The 20824-nt window shown below is 72.0% G+C and carries 17 protein-coding genes; 8 read left to right on the top strand and 9 right to left on the bottom strand.

The genetic code is table 11. The annotated features are described in order from the left end of the window. Positions 1 to 20: 20 nt before the first annotated feature. The gene (locus SLV14N_RS16325; RefSeq protein ID WP_208681573.1) at positions 21 to 857 is read left to right on the top strand and encodes a trans-aconitate 2-methyltransferase; all 837 of its coding nucleotides are present in this window, start codon (positions 21 to 23) and stop codon (positions 855 to 857) included. 132 nt (positions 858 to 989) lie between these two features. Here SLV14N_RS16325 and SLV14N_RS16330 read toward each other — a convergent pair whose 3' ends face one another. Next, on the bottom strand, positions 990 to 1853 hold the full coding sequence (locus tag SLV14N_RS16330) for a helix-turn-helix transcriptional regulator (RefSeq protein WP_263269839.1): 864 nt from the start codon (positions 1851 to 1853) through the stop codon (positions 990 to 992). Positions 1854 to 2065: 212 nt separating this feature from the next. Between SLV14N_RS16330 and SLV14N_RS16335 the strand changes: the two genes are divergently transcribed. Then, positions 2066 to 3073: an aldo/keto reductase gene (locus tag SLV14N_RS16335; RefSeq protein WP_263269841.1), complete on the top strand. Its 1008-nt coding sequence runs from the start codon at positions 2066 to 2068 to the stop codon at positions 3071 to 3073. A gap of 86 nt (positions 3074 to 3159) precedes the next feature. On the opposite strand, the gene SLV14N_RS16340 is transcribed toward SLV14N_RS16335, so the two are convergent. Next, the gene (locus tag SLV14N_RS16340; protein WP_263269842.1) at positions 3160 to 3450 is read right to left on the bottom strand and encodes a DUF6087 family protein; all 291 of its coding nucleotides are present in this window, start codon (positions 3448 to 3450) and stop codon (positions 3160 to 3162) included. 144 nt (positions 3451 to 3594) lie between these two features. Next, entirely contained in the window at positions 3595 to 4935 is a 1341-nt protein-coding gene (locus SLV14N_RS16345; protein ID WP_263269843.1) for a hypothetical protein, read from the bottom strand. Between the two features lie 190 nt (positions 4936 to 5125). Between SLV14N_RS16345 and SLV14N_RS16350 the strand changes: the two genes are divergently transcribed. Continuing rightward, the gene (locus SLV14N_RS16350) at positions 5126 to 5335 is read left to right on the top strand and encodes a hypothetical protein (protein WP_208681583.1); all 210 of its coding nucleotides are present in this window, start codon (positions 5126 to 5128) and stop codon (positions 5333 to 5335) included. After that, a complete protein-coding gene (locus SLV14N_RS16355; protein WP_263269844.1) occupies positions 5332 to 5517 on the top strand; it encodes a hypothetical protein in 186 nt (61 codons plus the stop codon). Before SLV14N_RS16350 ends, SLV14N_RS16355 begins: the two co-directional genes overlap by 4 nt. Positions 5518 to 5599: 82 nt before the next feature. Here SLV14N_RS16355 and SLV14N_RS16360 read toward each other — a convergent pair whose 3' ends face one another. From SLV14N_RS16360 to SLV14N_RS16380, 5 genes are all read right to left on the bottom strand, one after another. Then, on the bottom strand, positions 5600 to 6019 hold the full coding sequence (locus SLV14N_RS16360) for an NUDIX hydrolase (RefSeq protein WP_208681585.1): 420 nt from the start codon (positions 6017 to 6019) through the stop codon (positions 5600 to 5602). A gap of 83 nt (positions 6020 to 6102) precedes the next feature. Beyond that, entirely contained in the window at positions 6103 to 7440 is a 1338-nt protein-coding gene (locus SLV14N_RS16365; protein ID WP_263269845.1) for a CHAD domain-containing protein, read from the bottom strand. Beyond that, positions 7403 to 9685 carry an RNA degradosome polyphosphate kinase gene (locus tag SLV14N_RS16370; protein WP_208681589.1) on the bottom strand — a complete coding sequence of 761 codons (2283 nt, stop codon included), beginning with the start codon at positions 9683 to 9685 and terminating at the stop codon, positions 7403 to 7405. Before SLV14N_RS16370 ends, SLV14N_RS16365 begins: the two co-directional genes overlap by 38 nt. Positions 9686 to 10470: 785 nt before the next feature. Beyond that, the gene (locus SLV14N_RS16375; RefSeq protein WP_208681591.1) at positions 10471 to 11517 is read right to left on the bottom strand and encodes an ABC transporter permease; all 1047 of its coding nucleotides are present in this window, start codon (positions 11515 to 11517) and stop codon (positions 10471 to 10473) included. Continuing rightward, the gene (locus SLV14N_RS16380) at positions 11514 to 12605 is read right to left on the bottom strand and encodes an ATP-binding cassette domain-containing protein (protein ID WP_208681593.1); all 1092 of its coding nucleotides are present in this window, start codon (positions 12603 to 12605) and stop codon (positions 11514 to 11516) included. Before SLV14N_RS16380 ends, SLV14N_RS16375 begins: the two co-directional genes overlap by 4 nt. A gap of 99 nt (positions 12606 to 12704) precedes the next feature. On the opposite strand from SLV14N_RS16380, the gene SLV14N_RS16385 reads away from it, so the two are divergent. From SLV14N_RS16385 to SLV14N_RS16395, 3 genes are all read left to right on the top strand, one after another. Beyond that, positions 12705 to 12860 carry a hypothetical protein gene (locus SLV14N_RS16385; RefSeq protein ID WP_259670344.1) on the top strand — a complete coding sequence of 52 codons (156 nt, stop codon included), beginning with the start codon at positions 12705 to 12707 and terminating at the stop codon, positions 12858 to 12860. Positions 12861 to 12979: 119 nt separating this feature from the next. Continuing rightward, positions 12980 to 16351 (top strand): PQQ-binding-like beta-propeller repeat protein, encoded by a 3372-nt coding sequence (locus SLV14N_RS16390; RefSeq protein ID WP_263269847.1) that lies wholly within the window; start codon positions 12980 to 12982, stop codon positions 16349 to 16351. A 13-nt stretch (positions 16352 to 16364) separates the two neighbouring features. Continuing rightward, positions 16365 to 17615 carry a nickel/cobalt transporter gene (locus SLV14N_RS16395; protein ID WP_259670348.1) on the top strand — a complete coding sequence of 417 codons (1251 nt, stop codon included), beginning with the start codon at positions 16365 to 16367 and terminating at the stop codon, positions 17613 to 17615. Positions 17616 to 17871: 256 nt separating this feature from the next. Here SLV14N_RS16395 and mshD read toward each other — a convergent pair whose 3' ends face one another. Then, positions 17872 to 18810 (bottom strand): mycothiol synthase, encoded by a 939-nt coding sequence (mshD, locus tag SLV14N_RS16400; RefSeq protein ID WP_208681594.1) that lies wholly within the window; start codon positions 18808 to 18810, stop codon positions 17872 to 17874. A 154-nt stretch (positions 18811 to 18964) separates the two neighbouring features. Here mshD and SLV14N_RS16405 point away from each other — a divergent pair, with 154 nt between their 5' ends. Beyond that, a complete protein-coding gene (locus tag SLV14N_RS16405; RefSeq protein WP_208681596.1) occupies positions 18965 to 20773 on the top strand; it encodes a bifunctional UDP-sugar hydrolase/5'-nucleotidase in 1809 nt (602 codons plus the stop codon). Positions 20774 to 20824: the final 51 nt, after the last annotated feature.

Below are 20824 nucleotides of genomic sequence, written 5' to 3' on the forward strand. Positions count from 1 at the left end.
CACCCCATACTCTCGATGGCATGGCCCGCCGCCCCTCCGTCCTTGCCGCCGCCCCGGCGACCGCACCGTCCCGGCCCGTCGGAAACGCCACCCGCGGGACCACCAACCCCAACCGGCTGCGCCGTATGGACCGCTGGATCGCCGCGGAACACGGCGCCGTGCTGCGCCGCTCCGCCGACCCCGTCGCGGTCGACCTCGGCTACGGCGCCGCGCCCTGGACCGCGGTGGAGCTGCTGGGGCGGCTGCGGACGGTCCGGCCGGACGCCCGGGTCGTCGGCATCGAGATCGACCCCGCGCGGGTCGCGGCCGCGCGGGCCTACGAGCAGCCGGGGCTGGACTTCGTCCACGGCGGTTTCGAGGTGCCGCTGCCGGGTCAGCGGACGCGGGAACCGGTCCTCATCCGGGCCGCGAATGTGCTGCGGCAGTACGACGAGGACGAGGTGGCCGCCGTGTGGCGGCGGCTGTGTGCCCGGCTGGCGCCCGGCGGGCTGCTGGTCGAGGGCACCTGCGACGAGATCGGGCGGCGGCACGTCTGGGTGGCGCTGGGCCCCGAGGGGCCGCGCACGGTCACCTTCGCCGCCCGCCTCAGCGCCCTCCACACACCCTCCGACCTGGCAGAACGCCTCCCGAAGGCACTGATCCACCGCAATGTGCCGGGCGAACCGGTGCATGCCTTCCTCCGGGACTTCGACCGCGCCTGGGCCACCGCCGCCCCGCTGGGCGCGCTGGGCGCCCGCCAGCGCTGGCGGGCCGCCGTGGCGGCGCTGGCCACCGACTGGCCGCTGACCGGCGACCCGCGGCGCCGCCGCCAGGGAGAGGTCACCGTGCGGTGGGAGGCACTGGCCCCCAGGAGCTGAGCGCACCCGTCGTGGGACTTTGCGGACACGCCCTACGCGGTCAGCCACGCCCTACGCGGTCAGCGACGCCCTACGCGGTCAGCGACGCCTTGCACGGTCAGCGACGCCTTGCACGGTCAGCACCGGGTCCGTTCACGCGGTCAGCACCGGGTCCGTCAGCGCCCCCAGCTCCCGGATGCGCCGCTCCGTCTCCGAGCCGCGCGGGGCCGTGTACGTCACCAGCGCCTGGTCCGGATCGGTGCTCAGCCGGAAGCTCTCGAAGGTCACGTCGAGCGCGCCCACGCGCGGATGCATGATCCGCTTGGTGCCGCGCAGACACTCGTGCACCGACTGCGTCTCCCAGATCCGCCGGAAGTCCGGGCTGTGGTCGAGGAGTTCATTGACCACCTCGCAGATCCGCGGGTCGTCGGGGTGCCGGCCGCTGTCGGCGCGCAGATTGCCGACCACCTCCACGGCCTTCGCCTCCCAGTCCGGGTGCAGGGCGCGGGCCGCCGGGTCGAGGAAGACCAGCAGTGCGGTGTTGCGCCGGTCCGGGGCGAGCGCCTCCAGGTCGAAGGCGATCCGGGCGCCCAGCGGGTTCCAGGCCAGGATGTCCAGGCCGCGGCCGATCACCAGGGCCGGGACGGTGGCCGCCATCGCGTCCAGGACCTGCTGGATCTCGGGGGGTACGGTCCGTCCGGGCATGGGACCGGCGGTGCGGTCCGCGCCCGGGCGCCGGGGCACGGCGATATTGCGCAGATACGTCACCTCACCGCCGGACAGCCGCAGCGCCCGCGCGATGGCGTCCAGGACGGAGTCGGAGATGGCGGGCGCCCGGCCCTGCTCGATGCGGGTGTAGTAGTCGACGCTGATGCCGGCGAGCTGGGCGACCTCCTCGCGCCGCAGCCCGCGCACCCGGCGCCGGTTCACCCCGCCGGGCAGGCCGAGGTCGGCCGGTTCGAGCGCCGCGCGGCGCGCCTTGAGGAACGAGCTGATCTCGATTTCCGCGTACAGCATCGGTCCAGTATGCGACGCACGGCCGGTTGAGTGGTTCCCGCCGGCCCAGGATGCGACGGGCCTGGTCCGCTCCCCGTACGGACAGCAAGGTGGGGCCCGGACGTCTCCGGGGCGCCCCGGAGGTCCCTCCGGCACGCCCCGGAGACGCCCTTCGGCACGCCCCGGAGACGCTCTTCGGGACGACCCCTGAGAACTCGCAGAAGGAGCACCTCATGCAGCGCAGGATCCTCGGCGGTACCGGCATCTCGGTCAGCGAGTACGCGCTCGGCGCGATGATGCTCGGCGCCTGGGGCAACACCGATCATGACGACTGCGTACGGATCGTGCACCGTGCGCTGGACGCCGGTATCAACTTCGTGGACACCGCGGACGTGTACGCCGCGGGCGAGTCCGAGGAGATCGTCGGCAAGGCGCTCAAGGGGCGCCGCGAGGACGTCGTACTGGCCACGAAGGCCGTCAGCTCCATGGGCCCGGACGCCAACCACAGTGGCAGTTCCCGGCGTTGGATCGTGCGGGCGGTGGAGGACAGCCTGCGCCGTCTGGGCACCGACTACATCGACCTCTACCAGATGCACCGCCCCGACCCGACGACCGATATCGACGAGACGCTCTCGGCACTCTCCGACCTGGTACGCGCCGGAAAGGTGCGGGCGATCGGCTCCTCGACCTTCCCCGCCGAGCAGATCGTCGAGGCGCAGTGGACCGCCGAGCGCCGCGGTCACCTCCGCTTCCGCACCGAGCAGCCGCCGTACTCGATGCTGGCGCGCGGGGTGGAGAACGCGGTGCTGCCGACCGCCCAGCGCTATGGCATGGGCGTGCTGACCTGGGGCCCGCTCAGCGCCGGCTGGCTGTCCGGCCGCGATCTCTCGGCCAGTTCACGGGCCGGCCTGGAGACCCAGAAGTTCGATCTCTCGATCCCCGAGAACGCCCGCAAGGCCGAGGCGGTCACCGCGCTGTCGAAGGTCGCGTCGGAAGCGGGCCTGCCCCTGCCCCACCTGGCGACCGCCTTCGTCCGCTCCCACCCCGCCGTGACGTCCGTGATCATCGGCCCGCGCACCCTCGACCAGCTCGACAGCATGCTGGAGGGCTCCGAGGTGACCCTCGCCGCGGACATCCTCGACCGCATCGACACCATCGTGCCCCCGGGCACCGACCTCAACCGGGCCGACGCCTACTACCTGCCCCCGGCGATCACGGATGCTTCGCTGCGGAGGCGGTGAGGCGGCTCCGGCCACGAGACCACGGGTGTCCCTACGGGCTTGGTCCTCTGGTGCAGAGACGGCTTCGGCGAATTCACTTCGCGCACTCACCGCGGCTTGCGATGCTTGCCCGTGCCCGAGCGGAGCGGCTGGGGTGGCGACACCGCGGCCGGGGGCGTCATGGCCTCGGGGTACAGGATGCGTTTCGCCTCCGCGAGGTTGGACGCGAACCCGTGAGGCTCCCAGGCGTATCCGTTCCATCGCTGGATGGCGCGGGGTGCCTCTGGATTCAGGTGTGAACCCTTCAGGCCCTCTTTGGGGACCAGGGGCACAGCGCGAAGCCGTCCGATCTTCGCGTCACGGCGTTCCGCCCAGTCCGACAGCGGTTCGTCGTCCATCTGGACTCCCTACGATTCGGCGGCACCTTCTCGCGGAGGATAGTGCGCAAACCGACATCTGCTACTTGCCGCCGGCGACCACGGACGCATAGCCGCGGCGGCGAACGCTCCGGCGTGGTACGCCTCGGACCCCGCCGAGCGGGCCTACGCGACCTTGAGCCGCGCCACCTCCCGTGCCCGTTCCGACAGTTGACGCACGGCGGGGAGCTGACGGTACGGGCGCAGCCCCTCCCTCAGGGCGGTGAAGTGTTCGTCGCCGCGGGCGCCGGAGGTCCCTGTGTAGTCGTCCAGGAAGCGCTCCCACGCCTCGCACGACTCCTCCACATGGCGCATGGCAAGGAGGCGCCTGGCCAGAAGTCCGTTGGTGTGCAGGCGTCCTTGGCGCTCCGCCGGCGGCCGGAAACGGTGCGACCGGCGCAGCGCCCGGACCGATTCCGGGCGGTCGCCCAGTTCCCACAGCACGTGGGCGACGTGGAACTCGTAGGCGGCACGGTCGTAGCCGCCGATGTGGTCGTTACGGCCGTCCGCCTGGGACAGGGCCTCTTCGGTCTCCCGTAGCCGGGTGAATGCCTGGCGGCGGTCCTTGACCATCGCCGCGCCGTGCGCCTGTTGCCCCCGGAGGAACGCGGTCAGGCGAGGGCCCGCGACGGGTGCGGCTTCGGCGGCGGAGTCGGCCAGTTCGAGGGATTTCGCGCCGTGGCCGAGGTGGGAGGCCTGCAACGCCATGCCCCGCAGGGTGCGGCAGTAGGTGAGGTGGTCCTCGGCGGCGCCGGCGAGCTTGAGCGCCTTGACGTAGTACCGCTGTCCGATGCGGTGTTCCCGTTCGTACATGGCCATCCAGCCCGTGAGGTAGACCAGATCGGCGGCGGCCGACCGCATCGCCTTCCGGGCTTCCTCCGTGCCGTCGGCCTTCAGGTAGGGGCCGACGGTGTTGACGAGGAAGGCGGCGGCCATCGGCCGGGCGTGCGCTCCGCCGAGATCGTCGAGGATGTCCGCGATGTTCTCCGTCATCTTCCGGACGGTCTCGATGTCGCCCATGCCGATCCGCACCGTACGGCCGGCGGGCGTCGCTTCGGCCCTCCCGGAGACGGCATCGAAGCCCGGCACGACCAGTGCCGCCGAGTACAGTCCGGCGCCGATTACCGCGCGCCGGGAGGGGTCCATGTCGGCCCTGCCCAAATCCATCACTCCCGCCGCGATGTCTGCCGGTGCGTCCGGGTCGGTGCCGGCACCGAGTCCGGCGTCGACCGGGCTCACGGGGCGCTTCAGAAGTCGTGAGAGCGCCTCGGCGACCGCGTCGCGCGCCTCCTTCTTCGGCACGGAGCCCTTCAGCCAGTGGGACACCGACGATTTGTCGTAGTGCAGCGTCACCCCGAGTTCTGCGGCCGCCCGGTTCACTGCCCGCGCGAGCTGCGCGTTTCCGATCCCGCCCTCCCGCATGAGGACGGCGAGCGCGAGGTTCGGCGTTCTTGATCGTGGTGCCATCTCGTGGACCCCCGAGCGTTCAACCAGTTCAACCGTCTCTCCACTCTGCTCCCTTACCCGGTGGGCGGTAAGGGAGTTGAGTGAATATCAGCCGTCGGGAGGCTTCCTCCGCCGGCTGGTGGACAGCCCACGCGCCGGCTCCCGAAAGGGCAGGCAGGGGCCCTCCCCGATCCCGATGAGGAGACACCCCGTGATCTCACACATCACGATCGACCAGCGGGACATCGCCTACGACTCCCGCGCACAACAGGCCGCGCTGTCGGTGACCGTCCATCACCGCGACGGCGCCACGGAGCCGTCCTTGCTCGTGATGGACCCGGGACAGGTGGAGCTGTACGCCATCCAGCTGGACCAGGCGATTGCCAAGCGGAAGTCCGCGCAGGAAGAGGCATCGCGGTGAATGACCTGCCCGAGGTCGGTGACGAGGTGGAGGGCAACGGCCGCCGGACGATCGTGACCGACATCCACCAGGGCGTCTACCTGTTGCGGTGTGGTGCGCGCGTATGGCCCGCTTCGGACCCGGCGGGATTACGGATCATTCGGCGGCGGGCACAGCGGATCGCCGACGGTGACTTCCGGTGAGCAAGGCAGGCAGACAACGGCTCGGCCGATGCCGGTGCCCGCCCCGCAGCCCGTGCCGTCCCCGTGCGGCCGAGCCCAGTCGCTACGCCAAATGCAACGCCGCCAACAACGCATCCACCAATGGCCGGTCGCGTTCCTGGGTGAGGCGGTGGCGGGCCTCCGTTGGGGAGAGCCATTCCAGGCGGTCGACCTCGGTGCTGGGGGTGAAGGCGCCGGCCAAGGCTTCGGCGGCCCAGTAGCGGACGGTCTTGGGGCGGCCGTTGGCGTTGTAGTAGGAGGTGGGCAGGGGGGCGCCGGGGCGGCAGTCCATGCCGGTTTCCTCCGCGACCTCGCGCACCGCTCCGGCCAGGGCGTCCTCGCCGCGCTTCAGCTTGCCTTTGGGGTGCGACCAGTCGTCATACTTCGGGCGGTGGACGAGGGCGATCTCCAGCCCGTCCTCGGTCGTGGCGCGGCGCCACAGGACGCAGCCCGCGGCCCGTACCGGCTTCTGCGGGGACGTCACCTCGGCACCCCTTTCCGTGCGGTCATGGGGCCACTCTCCCAGCCCGGCCGCGCCCCGTCCGCGCGTTCATGTCCCTCGCCTCCTCAGCCCTTGCGGTCCGGTGTCCGCGGCAGCCAGACCCGGCCGAAGGCGAACCGGGCCGCCTCCACCTCGTGCCGCTGGTCGGCGTGCAGCACGCCCAGGGCGTAGGCGGTGGCCGGGGCGATGCGGGGGGTGCGGGCCGCCGCGGCGGCGGCTGCGGCGGCCTCGGCGGCGTCCCGGTGCCACTCCAGAGCCCGGCCGGCCTCCGCGAGCAGGAGGTCGCCGGCCTCCGGCGCGATCAGCTCCCGGGCGTAGCGGCTGAGCCGCACCAGCATCCGGACCTGGTGCCAGGGCGCGTCCTGGCGCTGGTCGGCGGCGAGGGCCGCGGCGTTGTACGGGTAGCCGGCGCGGGACAGCGGCAGCGCGGCGACCGCCTCCGAGAGCCGTCGGTGCGCCTGCTCGGCGAGCGGCGGGAGCGCCTCGTCGGCCGGGAGCTCGGCGGCCGTACGGGCCAGCGGCGCCTCGGAGGCGAGCACCGCCACGGAGTCGGCGACGGCGTGGAAGCGGGAGGAGCCCAGGGCCTGCAGCGCGGCGGAGTGGGCGCGGGTGCGGGCGAGGGTGAGCTGGCGGTCCAGCAGCGCCCCGGCGCGCGCCGCACCGGCCGACAGGGCGCCGTCCGGGTCCGGATCACCGGTCGGAGTGGCGGACGAAGCGGCTGAGGAGGCCGAGGAAGCCGAGGAGGTGGCCGGGCCGGTGGACGAGCCCGTGGCCGTACGGTCCCCCCGTTTGCCCCGCTCCCCCCGGCCCGTCCGGTCCCCGCGGTCGCTGCGTTCGGGTCCGCGGCCGGTCAGCCGCTGCAGGGCCGCCATCAGCCGTTCGCGGCGGGCCGCGCAGGCCTGTTCGCGGGCCAGGGTGCCGGACAGCCAGCCCAGCTCGGAGCGGAGCTGGTCGGCCCAGGCCTCCTCGGTCAGCGGCCGGAAGGTGTACAGGGTGGCGCTGATCCGGCGGGCGGCACGGCGCAGTTGCCAGGCGGCCTCACCGGCGCCCTCGGCGTCCGAACCGCTCTCCCGGTGCAGCCGCAGACTGCGCAGGAAGTCCGCGGACTGCTGGTGCAGGTAGTCGGCGAGCACCTCGTCGGCCGTATGGGAGGCGAGGTCGGCCCCGATGTCGGGGGCGGCGCCGCGGTCGGTGCCGTCGTCGCCGCTGCGGGTGGCCATCACCGGTGCGTACGGGGCGTCGTCCGGCCCGTACATGCCGTCGTTCCCCCCGTACGGCCCGTCCACCACCGCGGAACGGGCTCCGGGCGCCCCGCCGGGCTCGTATCCGATTCCGGTGCGACCCGCCGGCCCTCCGGTCGACTGGTCATGTCGCTGGGCCACGCCGGCGCCTCCGGGCGTCAATGAGCATTTCCTGTACGTTGCGCAGCGGCGCGCCGTCCGCGTCCACCGCCTGCCGGGTCCAGTCTCCGTCCGGGCCCAGGTGCCAGGACGAGGTGGAGTCCGACGTCCCCCGCTCCAGCAGCCGGTTGAGGGAGGCACGGTGCGCCGGGTCGGCGACCCGCACCAGTGCCTCGATCCGGCGGTCCAGATTCCGGTGCATCATGTCGGCGCTGCCCAGCCACACCTCGGGCTCCCCGCCGTTGCCGAAGATGAAGATCCGGGAGTGTTCGAGGAAGCGGCCGAGGATGCTGCGGACCCGGATGGTCTCGCTCAGGCCCTCGACGCCCGGCCGGAGCGCGCAGATGCCGCGAACCCAGACGTCGACCGGCACACCGGCCTGGGAGGCGCGGTAGAGCGCGTCGACGACGGCCTCGTCGACCATCGAGTTGACCTTCATACGGACGTAGGCGGGCCGGCCCGCGCGCTGGTGCGCGATCTCCTTGTTGATCCGCTGGATCAGGCCGTCCCGCAGGGACTTGGGGGCCACCAGGAGACGGCGGTAGGTCTCGCGGCGCGAGTAGCCGGAGAGCCGGTTGAAGAGGTCGGAGAGGTCGGCGCCGACCTGGGGGTCGGCGGTCAGCAGCCCGAGGTCCTCGTACAGCCGCGCCGTCTTGGGGTGATAGTTGCCCGTCCCCACATGGGAGTAGCGGCGCAGCATCTCGCCTTCCTGGCGGACGACGAGCGAGAGCTTGCAGTGCGTCTTGAGCCCGACCAGGCCGTAGACGACATGGCAGCCGGACTCCTCCAGCTTCCGCGCCCATTTGATGTTGGCCTGCTCGTCGAAGCGGGCCTTGATCTCGACGAGGACGAGGACCTGCTTGCCGGATTCCGCGGCGTCTATCAGGGCGTCCACGATCGGCGAGTCACCGGAGGTGCGGTAGAGCGTCTGCTTGATCGCGAGGACGTCGGGGTCGGCGGCGGCCTGCTCCAGGAACGCCTGGACGGAGGTGGAGAAGGAGTCGTAGGGGTGGTGGAGGAGGACATCGCGGGAGCGCAGGGCGGCGAAGATGTCCGGCGCGGAGGCGGACTCCACCTCGGCGAGGTCGCGGTGGGTGCCGGCGACGAACTTCGGGTACTTCAGCTCGGGCCGGTCCAGGGCGCCGATCCCGAAGAGGCCGGTCAGGTCCAGCGGGCCGGGCAGCGGGTAGACCTCGGCGTCGGAGATCTTCAGCTCCTGGACGAGCAGGTCGAGCACGGCGGGGTCGATGGACTCCTCGACCTCCAGGCGGACCGGCGGTCCGAAGCGCCGCCGCATCAGCTCCTTCTCCAGTGCCTGGAGGAGGTTCTCCGCGTCGTCCTCCTCGACCTCCAGGTCTTCGTTGCGGGTCACCCGGAACATGTGGTGCGCGCGCACCTCCATGCCCGGGAACAGCTCCTCCAGGTGGGCGGCGATGACGTCCTCGATGGGGACGTAGCGCTGTGGGGAGGCCTCCAGGAAGCGGGAGAGCAGCGGCGGCACCTTGACCCGCGCGAAGTGGTCATGGCCGCTGACCGGGTTGCGTACGACGACGGCCAGATTCAGCGAGAGGCCGGAGATGTACGGGAAGGGGTGCGCGGGGTCCACCGCCAGGGGCGTGAGCACCGGGAAGATCTGCTGGCGGAAGAGGGTGAACAGGCGGGCCTGCTCCTTCTCGGTCAGCTCGGGCCAGCGGATCAGATGAATGCCCTGGTCAGCGAGCTCGGGGGCGATGTCCTGCTGGAAGCAGGCGGCATGCCGGGCCATGAGCTCGCGCGAGCGCGTCCAGATGAGGTCCAGCACCTCACGGGGCTGCAGCCCGGACGCGGAGCGGGTGGCGACGCCGGTGGCTATCCGTCGCTTCAGTCCCGCGACCCGGACCATGAAGAACTCGTCCAGGTTGCTGGCGAAAATCGCCAGGAAGTTCGCCCGTTCGAGGAGGGGCGTGGCCGGGTCCTCGGCCAGTTCGAGCACCCGCTCGTTGAAGGCCAGCCAGCTGCGCTCGCGGTCCAGGAACCGGCCGCTGGGCAGTTCCTCGCCGTCCGCGCCCACCACGCCCTCGTCCTCGTACGCATCGGGATCGGCGTCCAGGTCGGGCTCCAGGCCGGGCACCGTACCCCGGACCGCCTGCGGGCGGTGCGCGGCGATGGAGCCCACGGAAGGCTGGGCCGAGGGGGCCGGGGCCTGCGGGGGCTTCGTGGTGGGCATCTCGGGCTGGATCTGTGCCTGAGCGCTGGGCTGCTGGTTCATGGCCTTATTCTTCCGCGTTCCGGGGCATCCAGGCGCGTCAGGAGGTGGCGGCGCGAGACGGAGCCTCGGGTTCGGGACGTTCGGCACAGCGGGCTGCATTCAGCGATGCTCGCAAGCGACTTTGAATCGCCGGTAACGCGGATATGGCGGACAGGCAAGCGGGGTGCTACTCCCAGGGGTTTTCGGGTCGGCCGGGGCCGGTCACCACGCCGGGGCGGCGGGGCTCGGAGGCCGGGGCCGGAGGCCGATCGGCGGGCCGCGTCCCTTGTCTCCTTCCCCCTGGGCTGCCTTTCTAACACGGCCGGCGAGCGGGGAGAAATGCCTCGGATTTCTTGATCAAGGCAATGCGGACGGTGACCTTGCGGAATACGGTCAGGGGGATTGTGGGGGAATGCAGCCGGGGGTGGCAGGGGAATGCGGTCGGGGGTGGCGGGGGAATGCGGCCATGGTCGTCCGGGTTCTGCATTCTCTGGCATTCCGGCGGGTCGAGCTGACGGGGAATCCCTGGGGTGGCGGTGGCCGGTGCTGCCGCCGTCGCACCGTGCCGCGGCTGCCGGGTGCGCGGCGGGCGGCGGGCGGCGGGAGGCGGGCGGCGGGCAGCGGGCGGCGGGCGGGCGGCGCCTCTCCCGGGAGCGGGCCCCGGCGCCGCCGCCGTTTCCCCTCCCCTGCCTTTCCATGGCGGAGCCGGAATTCCCGGGGAGCGGAATTTCGGCTCGGCGAAGGGGCGGGAGAGGAAAACGCGGAATGGGCCGGGAGGGGCGGCCGCCGGGATATCGGGCGGAGTTTCAGCCGTGCCGGCGGCGCATCACCCGGAAAGCGATCACGGTCAGTACCGCCGTCAGCGCGAGTACGATCCCGCTCTCGATCCATGCCAGCGGCCAGTGGTGCGATACCGGGTGGTGGTCCATGTACTGGCCCACCGCATCGTGGCTGCGCAGACAGGACTCGTGGTCGCCGGCGGAGTCGCAGACGTCGATGGACAGACGGTCGCCGGAGCGGGTGTAGTACCCCTGCCCCACGAGCCAGGCGTTGTCCGGCAGCTGGGCCGACTCCTTGGGCCCGAACTCGGTGCTCCCGGTCGGCATCAGATACGGCCTGAGCTGCTTGAGCGCCACCTGGAGCAGGACCATCGCGCCCAGCGTCACGCCCATCGTCAGCACCGTACGGCGCAGCAGCAGACCGGCCAGCACCCCGACCGCCAGGGCCAGCAGGGAGTAGGCGACCGGCACCGGGCCGAGCGAGGCGAAGTCGAGGGTGGAGTACCAGTAGGAGCCGGAGACCTCGTCGCCGACGACCTGCCAGAGCCAGGCGAACACCACCGAGAGCGCCGTGACGGCGGTCAGCACCACCAGCGCGGGCAGCGCGGTCTTCGCCGCCAGCCAGCGCAGCGGGCCGACCGACTGGGTCAGTACGAGCTGGTGGGTGCCGGCCTCCAGCTCGCGGGCGATCAGCGGTGCGCCGAGGAACAGGCCGATCAGTACGGGCAGCAACAGCAGCCCCGCCTCGGCGAGTTGCAGGGCCGGTCCGTAGGTGTTGCGGAATTCGACGACCGCATCCTGGGTGCCGTCGCAGCGCGCGACGAGCGAGATCATCGAGCAGCCGTCGATGTGATGGGCCTCGATGAACGCGGCCGCCCGGCCACGCAGCACCGCGCACCAGACCGCACCGCCGGCCACGGCGGCGAGCAGCAGGCCGAAGAACAGCCGGTGCTGCCGCCGGACCAGCCAGACGAGACCGCCCAGCGGGCCGCGGACGCCCGGCCCCCGGGCCCCGCCCCGGTCGCCCGCGGTGGGGCCGGTCCCGTTCGCCCCGAGGTGTGCTGTGGTGGTCATGCCGCCGCTCCCTTGCCGCTGTATTGGATGTGCCGTGTGCGCGGTGCGCTGTCCGGCGGGCTCTTCCAGACGCCCCGCAGGCCTGCCGGGCCGGGCGGCCCGTTGCGCGGCAGGCCGGGGATGCCGGGCTTGTTGCCGGGCCGGCGGCGCAACGGCGCCGAGGCCGGTTCCGCGCTCGGCGCGATCAGATCGGGTGCGTCGGGCGCGCGCAGATAGGCGAGCAGAAGCTCCTCCAGGGACGGCTCCGCGACCTCCCAGGGCCCGGCGGCGACCGGGCCCTTCCGCCGTACGACCGTGGTGAAGTGACGCCCCGCCAGCTGCGCCTCGACGACCGGATGCGCGGCGATCTCGGGTGGCAGCGCCTCGCCCCGCCGCTGCCCCATCACCAGGGCGTGCGCCCCGATGACGTCATCGACCTCACCGGCGAGCCGCACCCGGCCGCCGCCCAGCACCAGCAGATAGTCACAGACCCCGTCGAGCTCGGCGAGCAGGTCCGACGACAGCACGACGGTGGTGCCGTGCTCGGCGGCCTGGGCCAGCAGCAGGGCGGTCATCCGGTGCCGTACGAGCGGGTCGAGACCGGCCAGCGGCTCGTCGAGCAGCAGGAGTTCGGGGCTCCTGGCGAAGACGAGGGCGAGCGCGAGGCGGGTGCGCTGCCCGCCGGAGAGGGTGCCGACCCGGGCGTCGAGGGAGAGGTAGCCGTCCCGGACGATCCGCTCGGCGCACCGCCCGTTCCACCGGCCGGGGTTGAGCTCACGGCCCAGCCGCAGGGTCTCGGCGACCGTCAGCCGGGGGTAGAGCGGCTTGTCCTGGGTGAGGTGGGCGACCCGGGCGCGGGCCGAGGCGCCGGCCGGGGCCTCGCCCCAGACCCGTACGGCTCCTTCACGGGGGCGGATCAGCCCGGAGACGAGCGAGAGCAGGGTGCTCTTGCCCGCGCCGTTGGGCCCGACCAGCGCGCAGATACGGCCGGCCGGCAGCCGGAAGGTGCAGTCGCGCAGCGCCCAGCGGCGGCGGTACCGCTTGCCGAGGCCCACCGCCTCGATGGCGGTACGCCCCGAGGCCCGGCCGGTCACCTGGTCCTTGGCCATCGGCCGCACCCCGCCCCCCGAGTCATTCCACTAATTAAGTAGTGAAAGGGTGGGGGAAGTGGGCTACGCCTGTCAACCTCCGCCGCTTACGCTGCGCGGGTGGCCACCTCATCCGCACCCGCGACCCCACCGCTGCCGTACACCCCCGCCTATCCGATACGCACCGAACGCCTGGATCTGCGCCCGGTCACCGACGACGACTTCGCGGCGATCGCAGGAGGAGCGGCAGCAGTGACAGGTGCCGTGCAGCAGTGACAGGTGCCGTGAATCGAGGCCCCGGTTGCGCGAGTGGGCGCTGAACTCTTGCGGACGGGTTGATGAAAGTCGCCCGCTACCGGCCGGAAACCGGGCAGCGTATCTCTAACGTCCCGTCCATGACACACATACGCACAGCGGCCGGGCTCGCCCTCGCGCTGCTGTTCCTCGTGCTGGGGGTCGGTGCCCAGCCCGCGTTCGCGCACGTGTCGCGCGAGCATGCGGAACTCGTAGTCGCGACCGGGGACAACGTCACCAGCGGTCGCCTCATCGTGCACCACGCCGTCGTGGCCCCCGAGAAGGCGGGTGCCTGGGCGGCCGGACTGCTGTCCGCCCCCTGCCCGGCTACCGGCTCCGGTGTGCCCGGCGACAACGGCGGAGTGCCCGGCGGTGTCGTCGTCGAACTGGCATGGAGCTGCCACGTCGACGCGCTCGACCTGGCCCCGCTCATCAAGGAGGGCGGGCTGACCCGGGTGGTCGTCGAGTTCGACGGCACCCCGGTCGATGCCTCCGCCGGCACCCCGCTCGTCGACGTCCGGGGCGCGCACGCGCTGCCGGCCTCCCCCTGGCTCACCGTCGCACTCGTCACCGCCGCCGGAGTGCTGCTGCTGATCGCCGCCCGGCGACTGCCGTCTCTGGCCGGTGCGGTGCGCCGCAACCGGCGCCGGTTCCGGCCGGCGACCGTGGGCGTCGTCGTGCTCTCCTTCCTCGCGCCCCAGGCGGCCTTCGCCGAGGACGCCGGCCCGGCGGCGGCCACCGTCACTGTCGAGGGCACCGTCTTCAAGGACCGCAACGGCAACGGCAAGCGTGACGCGGCCGAGCCGCCCATGCCCGGTATCGACGTCACCGACGGCGCCGCCTGGACCACCACCGGCGCGGACGGCTCGTACCGCCTGGGCATCGACCCGACGCGACGCGAGACCGACCTCGTCAGCATCGTCTCGCCCGACGGCTACACGCCCGCACTGCGCAAGGACTACATCCCACAGTTCTTCCACAAGGTCCCCGAGACCGGCGGCACGGGCATCGACTTCGCCCTCGTACCCGACCGCAACGCCTCGGACCCCACCGAGAAATGGGTCATGAATTCCGACCCCGAGGTCGGCAACCGCACCGACGCCGAGGCCCGGAGCGTCCTGCCCCAGTGGACCGGCCAGGTCCAGGCGATGTCCGAGGTCGACGGCGCGACGATGCAGATCGCGACCGGTGACCTGACCGTGACCGACTACGCGGCCGAGCCGCGCCGCCAGGGCGGGTACGACCTGTTCAGCAAGGGCCTGCAGGAGGGGCGGCTCGGTCACCCCTTCTACCCGGTGATGGGCAACCACGACTTCGGCGGCACCACCTCGTCCCAGGGCTACGCCGGAAGCCTGGAGCACTACCGCCGCAACCTCGCCCCCGAGTGGTACAGCTTCGACCGCAACGGCCGCCATATCGTCGTCCTGGAGGACAACTACGACGCGAGCGGACTCAAGCCGCAGCTGGAGTGGCTCCGCAAGGACCTCGCCCGCAACGCGGTCGGCAAGCAGGTCTTCGTCTTCGCGCACCGCTCGCTGTTCACCCAGTGGGGCCCGGGGGCGGGCATGCAGCCGACGGTCGACGAACTCGCGAAGTACGACGTACGGATGGTGGCGGCGGGCCACAACCAGCAGGCCGAGTTCCGGCGGGGCGCCTTCAAGCGCTCGGTCGAGGTCAACAACCAGGGCACGTACGGCATCGACGGCGCCCGCCCCGACTACAAGGTCCTCGACTTCAGCGCCATCACGGACGATCCGCGCACCCGCCGCAACGAGGACACCGGCCATGTGACCGGCATCCACCGGCAGTTCGAGATCGACGACGACTCCGCCCTGGTCAGCCCCGCGCAGGGCAGCGTCCACGGCGCGAAGGCCGGAGTGCCCGTCGAGATCTACGCGGAGGATGACGGCCGTACGCCCGCGAAGGCATCGCTCACCGTGCGCGACGGCCGGGGCCACGTGGTGCAGCGGACCACGGTCCCCTTCGGTAAGGGAGCCGGCAAGCCCGGTACCGAGAACTGCTACACCCCGCCCGGCGGCAAGCCCGAGCCCTGTCCCGACGCACGCGGCGCATGGACCCGGGCGAGTCGCACGCTGCACGGACTGCGGCCCGGCACGTACACCGCCGAGTCGGTCCCGTACGACACTCGGGGCAGGAAGTTCCCCGTGGTCAAGAACGAGTTCGAGGTCGTCCCTGACTCCGGGCTCGCGAAGCCGCGTACCGGGCAGGACTGGCTGCGGCAGGGCGGCGACGAGGCCGGACGTTCGGCGAGCGGCGACCAGCCGGGCGCGAAGCTCGACCTGAAGTGGGCGCGGCAGACCGGCGAGCAGTTCAACCTGAACGGCTCGGTGATCGCGGACGGCAAGCTGATCGTCTCGTCCCGCGCCCTCGACTCGCCGTACAGCATGATGCTCGCGTACGACATCGCCTCTGGCCGCGAGATCTGGCGTACGTACCTCGACGGCGACGCCGAGTCCGCGCCGACGCTCCACGACGGCACGGTGTATCTGACCACCGGTGTCGGACGGATCTACGCCCTGGATGCCGGGACCGGCCGTATCGCCTGGCAGTCGGTCGACCGCGAGGAGGCCCACGGCGACACCGTGCGCCGCTACGGCCGCGCGGGCGGGCCGGTCAGCGTCTTCGGCCTGGCCGGCGAAGCCGACCGTACGGTCGCCGTCTACCAGGACGCGGACACGATCCGTTGCCGTGACGCGAAGACCGGCGGGCTGCTGCCCGGCGGATTCGGGGCCGCTCTCTCGTGGGGCCAGTCCCACAGCACCGCAATCCGCGAGCCCGGCTCCAACACCGCCTATCTGCACTCCTCGTCGAGCAACACCGTCATCGCCATGGACCTCGCGAGCTGCACACAGCGCTGGGTGAAGGACACGGCGGGCGACATCGACAGCCACTCCTCGCCCGTGCTCACCGACCCGGCCACCTCGGGCGGCCAGGCGAAGCTGGTGACGTTCACGGCGTACGGCACCCGCGGGCACGACCCCAAGACGGGCGCGGTGACCTGGGAGTCCAAGCTGGGCGGCGGCAGCGTCTGCGAGCCGGGCCGCGCCCCGCTCACCAGCCCGGCCGTATGGGGTGACACCGCCTATGCCGCGGGCCGGGACGGTGTCGTGCGGGCCTACGACACGAAGGCGGCCGACCCATCGAAGCCGGTGTGGGAGTCGAAGTCCGGCTATCTGACGGGGGAGAGCCCGCTGGACGACAAGTGGCGGGTCGCCATGGGCTGTTCGGCCGGCAGCGGGTCGCCGACCATGCATCCGCTGGTCACGGAAGCGCATGTGTACGTGGGGACCTGGGACGGACGGCTTCTCGTCCTGGACCGTGACACCGGCACGCAGGCCGCCTCGTACAACCTCGGCGCGGGAGTGGCCTCGGCCCTCTCCGTCAGCGGCGACTGGGTCTTCGCCCTCACGGACGACGGCGCAGTCCACGCACTGTCCGCACGCCGGGACTGAGGGGAAGCACCACGTGCGATCACTCCCTACCGGGGTGCTGTTCCTGCTGTCCGCCGTCCCCGCGCTGCTGTTCGGCAGCGCGGGGACGGCGCAGGCACACCCCTTCGGCACCCCGCCCGTCGTCAAGATCGAGACGGCGGGCGCCACCCCCTCGAACGCCGTCGACGCAACCTGGTCCGCGCAGCCGGACGACGTCGCCGTACTGAAGCAGGAGTCCGGCGGCGACGAGACGGGCTATCTGCGCGCGCACATTGCCGTACGCCAGCACGGCCACCACTGCCGCGTCGACCGGGCGGAGGGACGGAAGCTGCACTTCGTCTGCCCCCGGCCGGTGGACCGGATCGACCTGACGGTCACCGCGCTGACGGACATCGACCCGGCGTACCGCACGCTGTCGGTGACTGATGCGGGCAGGGGCGGGCTGCACACGGCGCAGGAGCCCACGCGCACGCTCGCCCTCACCCCGGCGGACACCGGATCCGGTGCTGCGTCCTCGGCGCGGGCCTGGACCACGGACCTGACCTCGCTTCTGGACCACGGCGCCGCGCTCCCGGTGGCGCTGCTCGTGGCCATGACGGTGGGCGCACTGCATGCCTGTGCGCCCGGGCACGGTAAGTCGCTCGCCGGCGGATACCTGGTGGGCGGCCGGGGCCGAGCGCGCGATGCGGTGTGGCTCGGCGGGATCGTCGCCGTGATGCACACGTTCTCGGTCGCGGTCCTGGCGACCGGCTGGTGGCTGGCGGCGCACAGCACACCGGACATCGCGGCTCTCACGGGGTGGCTGCAGCTGATCGCGGCGCTGGTGGTGGCGGGGGTGGGGGTGAGCCTGCTCAGACGGCATCTGCGCCATCGAAAGCACCACCACCACACGCATGACCACGAGGACGGGCACCGGCACGGGCACAGCCATCACCTCCCGGACGCCCCTTCGCTGCTCACGTGGCGTGGTCTCGTCCTTCTCGGCGCATCCGGCGGCTTGCTGCCCTCACCGTCGGCGTTCCTCGTCCTGCTCACCGGCCTGCTGACCGGCAAGGTCGCCATCGCGCTGGCGATGGTCGCCGCCTTCGGTCTCGGCATGGCGCTGACGCTCACCGGCGTCGGCCTGATCGTGCTGCGCGGCCGGGACGCGCTGCTGAACCGGGTCTCCCGCTCACCGGCGCTGCGTACATGGAGCCTGAGGATTCCGCTGCTCGCCGCCTCGGCGGTGGTGGCCGGAGGGACGGTGGCCTCGGCGGTGGCGGCGGCCCGGCTTCTCGCGCCGTAGACCCGGCGTTTGCTTCCTCAGCTTGCCTGCTGCGTCATCACCCACCGACGCGTCAGCGCATGCTGTCAGTGCCTCCAAGGCGCGGCCGCGGCAGAAGACCCGACCGCACGAGCGGGCGCCGCAGCAAAGGCGAGGGGGCGGACCCTCGTGGTCCGCCCCACCGTGTGTGCAACCGCCGCCGGTCCCAGACCTCCGCCCGGTCTCAGGTCTCCACCCGGCCTCAGGCCTCCGCCCGGCCTCAGATCTCCACCCGGTCTCAGGTCTCCGAGCGGTACATCAGATCCGTCTCGTGCGTCGCGAACCCCATCCGCTCGTACACGGTCACCGCCGCCTTGTTGTCCGCGTCCACGTACAGCATCGCCGTCGGCAGCCCCTGCCCGGCCAGATGGCGCAGCCCGAGCGAGGTCAGCGCCTTGCCCAGGCCGCCCCCCTGGGCGCCCGGCCGCACCCCGAGCACATAGACCTCCCCGAGGCCCTCGTCGGCGTGCACCTTGGTCCAGTGGAAGCCGACCAGCCGCCCTTCCTTCTCCGCCAGGAAGAAGCCCTTCGGGTCGAACCACGCCTCGGCCTTGCGGTCGTCCAGATCGCGCTGGATCAGCGAACCCTGCTCCGGGTGGTGCGCGAACGCCTCCGCATTCACCTCCAGCCAGGCCGCGTCATCGGTGCCCGGCTGGAAGGTCCGTACGGACACCCCCTCCGGGAGCACCGGCTCCGGCAGCTCCAGATCCGTCAGCGAGCGCCGCATCTGCCGCAGCTCCCGGAACATCGTCAGCCCCAGGGTCTGGGCGAGGTGCCGGGCGGCCGGATGCCCGCCGTGCGCCCAGACCCGCAGCCGGCGCCCGGACTGCTCCAGCAGCTCGCCGCCCAGCACCCGGCCGTGGCCGCGGCCCCGGTGACCCGGGTGGACCACCAGTTCGGCGGCCGGCGCCTCCACCGGATCGGTGTCCTCCAGCTGCCCGTACGCGACCAGCTCCTCGCCCTCGTCGCCGCGCGCGTACACCAGCACATGGCGCACGCCCTCGCGTTCGCCCCCGCGCAGCTGCAGCCGCCCCTGCTCGGACACGGCGGGCTGCCCGTCCGTGCGTGCGGCCCGCTCGATCAGTTCGAGGACGGCCGCGCCCGCTTCCGGCGCCAGCTCGTCGACCACCTGGATCCTGCGCCCGGCCCGGCCCATCTCCTGTGCAGCGTCATTCATGTGTGAAGCGTACGACTCCCCCGGGCCCCCGGCGGGGTACCACCCGCACTCCGCCCCCTCCCCCGCAACCAGCTCGTCACCCGTACACCCCTGTTGCGCTACGCGCGTGGACCATAAGCTGCCGTCCGCTCAGGTACATCCAGGAGGGGACCCCATGCCAGCGACACCGCAACGGCGCCGCACCGTACGCAGATTGACGATCGGCGCCGCCGTACTGGCCGCCGCAGGACTTGCCGCCGGTGCCCTGCCGGCCGGCGCCGACACCGGCCGCGCCGCCCGCACCGGCCGCACCGTCGATGTCCAGCTGCTCTCCTTCAATGACTTCCACGGCAATCTGGAACCGCCGCAGGGCTCCTCCGGCACGGTCGAGGAGATCCAGCCGGACGGCAGCAAGAAGAGCGTGCCGGCGGGCGGTGCCGAGTACCTCGCGCAGTCGCTGCGGACGGCCCGTAAGGGACACCCCTACTCGGTGACCGCCGCGGCCGGCGACCTGGTCGGTGCCAGCCCCCTGCTCTCCGGTCTGTTCCACGACGAGCCGACCGTCGAGGCGATGAACAAGCTGGACCTGGACGTCACCTCGGTCGGCAACCATGAATTCGACGAGGGCCGGAAGGAACTGACGCGCCTTCAGAAGGGCGGCTGTCACCCGAAGGACGGCTGCTACGAGGACGGCAAGAAGTTCCGGGGCGCCGGCTTCCCCTACCTCACCGCGAACGTCACCGACGACAAGACCGGCAAGCCGCTGCTCAAGCCGTACACCGTCTGGAAGCACAAGGGCGTCAAGATCGGCTTCATCGGGGTGACGCTGGAGGGCACCCCGGACATCGTCAACGCCGAGGGCATCAAGGGCCTGAAGTTCCATGACGAGGTCAAGACGATCAACAAGTACGCCAAGGTCCTCAACCGGCAGGGCGTGAAGTCGGTCGTGGCCCTCATCCACGAGGGCGGACTGCCCGCCTCCACCTCGTACAACTACAACTGCGACAGCCCCGGCCCCGGCGACGGCATCTCCGGACCGATCACCGACATCGCCAAGCACGTCACGCCCCGCGTCGACGCGCTGGTCACCGGCCACACCCACCAGGCCTACGCCTGCACCATCCCGGACCCGTCCGGCAAGCCGCGCACCGTCACCTCCGCCGCGTCGTACGGCAAGCTCTACACCGACACCACGCTCACCTACGACCGCCGCACCCACGACATCGTGCGGACCGCCGTCAAGGCGCCCGGCGCGGCCAACCACGTCGTCGACCGGAGCCAGCCCAAGGCCGCGGACATGACGTCGCTGATCGCCCGCTGGAACAAGCTGGCTGCGCCGGTCGCCGGCCGCCCCATCGGCCATATCTCCGCCGATATCGCGGGCCGCGGCGCCAACGCCCCCGAGTCTCCGCTCGGCGACGTGATCTCCGACGCCCAGCTGGAGGCCACCAAGGCGGACGGCAAGGGAGGCGCCCAGCTCGCGCTGATGAACCCCGGCGGGGTGCGCTCCGACCTCGCCTTCAAGGCGTCCGGCTCGGAGGGCGACGGTGTGGTCACCTACGGCGAGGCGTTCACCGTCCAGCCGTTCACCAACATGATGAACGTCGTCGACCTCACCGGCGCCCAGCTGCTGACCGCCCTCCAGCAGCAGGTCAGCGGCCCCAACGCGGCCTCCCCGAAGATCCTCCAGGTCTCCAAGGGCCTGACCTACACCCTGGACATGACCAAGTCGGGCGCCGACCGCATCGTCAAGGACTCGGTGAAGCTGAACGGCGCGGCCCTCGACCCGGCCAAGACGTACCGCGTCGCGATGAACGAGTTCCTGGCCGGCGGCGGCGACGGCTTCCCCGCCTTCAAGGACGGCAAGAACAAGTACGTCGGCCCCTCCGACCTGGACGCCTTCACCGCCTACCTGACCGCCCACTCCTCGGCGGACAAGCCCCTCACCCCGCCGAAGGCTGACCGGATCACGGTGGTGAAGTAGGGCTCGGGGGTCGGTCGGCCTCCGCAAATCCCGCGGGCGCCGACCCGGACC

Origin of the sequence: Streptomyces sp. Je 1-4 4N24 (assembly GCF_026239515.1) — a bacterium.
Taxonomy (GTDB): Bacteria; Actinomycetota; Actinomycetes; order Streptomycetales; family Streptomycetaceae; genus Streptomyces; species Streptomyces nigrescens.

Bases quoted from the DNA above. Each gene is read 5' to 3' on its own strand.
- SLV14N_RS16325 (WP_208681573.1), top strand. From the start codon at position 21: ATGGCCCGCCGCCCCTCCGTCCTTGCCGCCGCCCCGGCGACCGCACCG.
- SLV14N_RS16330 (WP_263269839.1), bottom strand. From the start codon at position 1,853: ATGCTGTACGCGGAAATCGAGATCAGCTCGTTCCTCAAGGCGCGCCGC.
- SLV14N_RS16335 (WP_263269841.1), top strand. From the start codon at position 2,066: ATGCAGCGCAGGATCCTCGGCGGTACCGGCATCTCGGTCAGCGAGTAC.
- SLV14N_RS16340 (WP_263269842.1), bottom strand. From the start codon at position 3,450: ATGGACGACGAACCGCTGTCGGACTGGGCGGAACGCCGTGACGCGAAG.
- SLV14N_RS16345 (WP_263269843.1), bottom strand. From the start codon at position 4,935: ATGGCACCACGATCAAGAACGCCGAACCTCGCGCTCGCCGTCCTCATG.
- SLV14N_RS16370 (WP_208681589.1), bottom strand. From the start codon at position 9,685: ATGAACCAGCAGCCCAGCGCTCAGGCACAGATCCAGCCCGAGATGCCC.
- SLV14N_RS16375 (WP_208681591.1), bottom strand. From the start codon at position 11,517: ATGACCACCACAGCACACCTCGGGGCGAACGGGACCGGCCCCACCGCG.
- SLV14N_RS16380 (WP_208681593.1), bottom strand. From the start codon at position 12,605: ATGGCCAAGGACCAGGTGACCGGCCGGGCCTCGGGGCGTACCGCCATC.
- SLV14N_RS16390 (WP_263269847.1), top strand. From the start codon at position 12,980: ATGACACACATACGCACAGCGGCCGGGCTCGCCCTCGCGCTGCTGTTC.
- mshD (WP_208681594.1), bottom strand. From the start codon at position 18,810: ATGAATGACGCTGCACAGGAGATGGGCCGGGCCGGGCGCAGGATCCAG.
- SLV14N_RS16405 (WP_208681596.1), top strand. From the start codon at position 18,965: ATGCCAGCGACACCGCAACGGCGCCGCACCGTACGCAGATTGACGATC.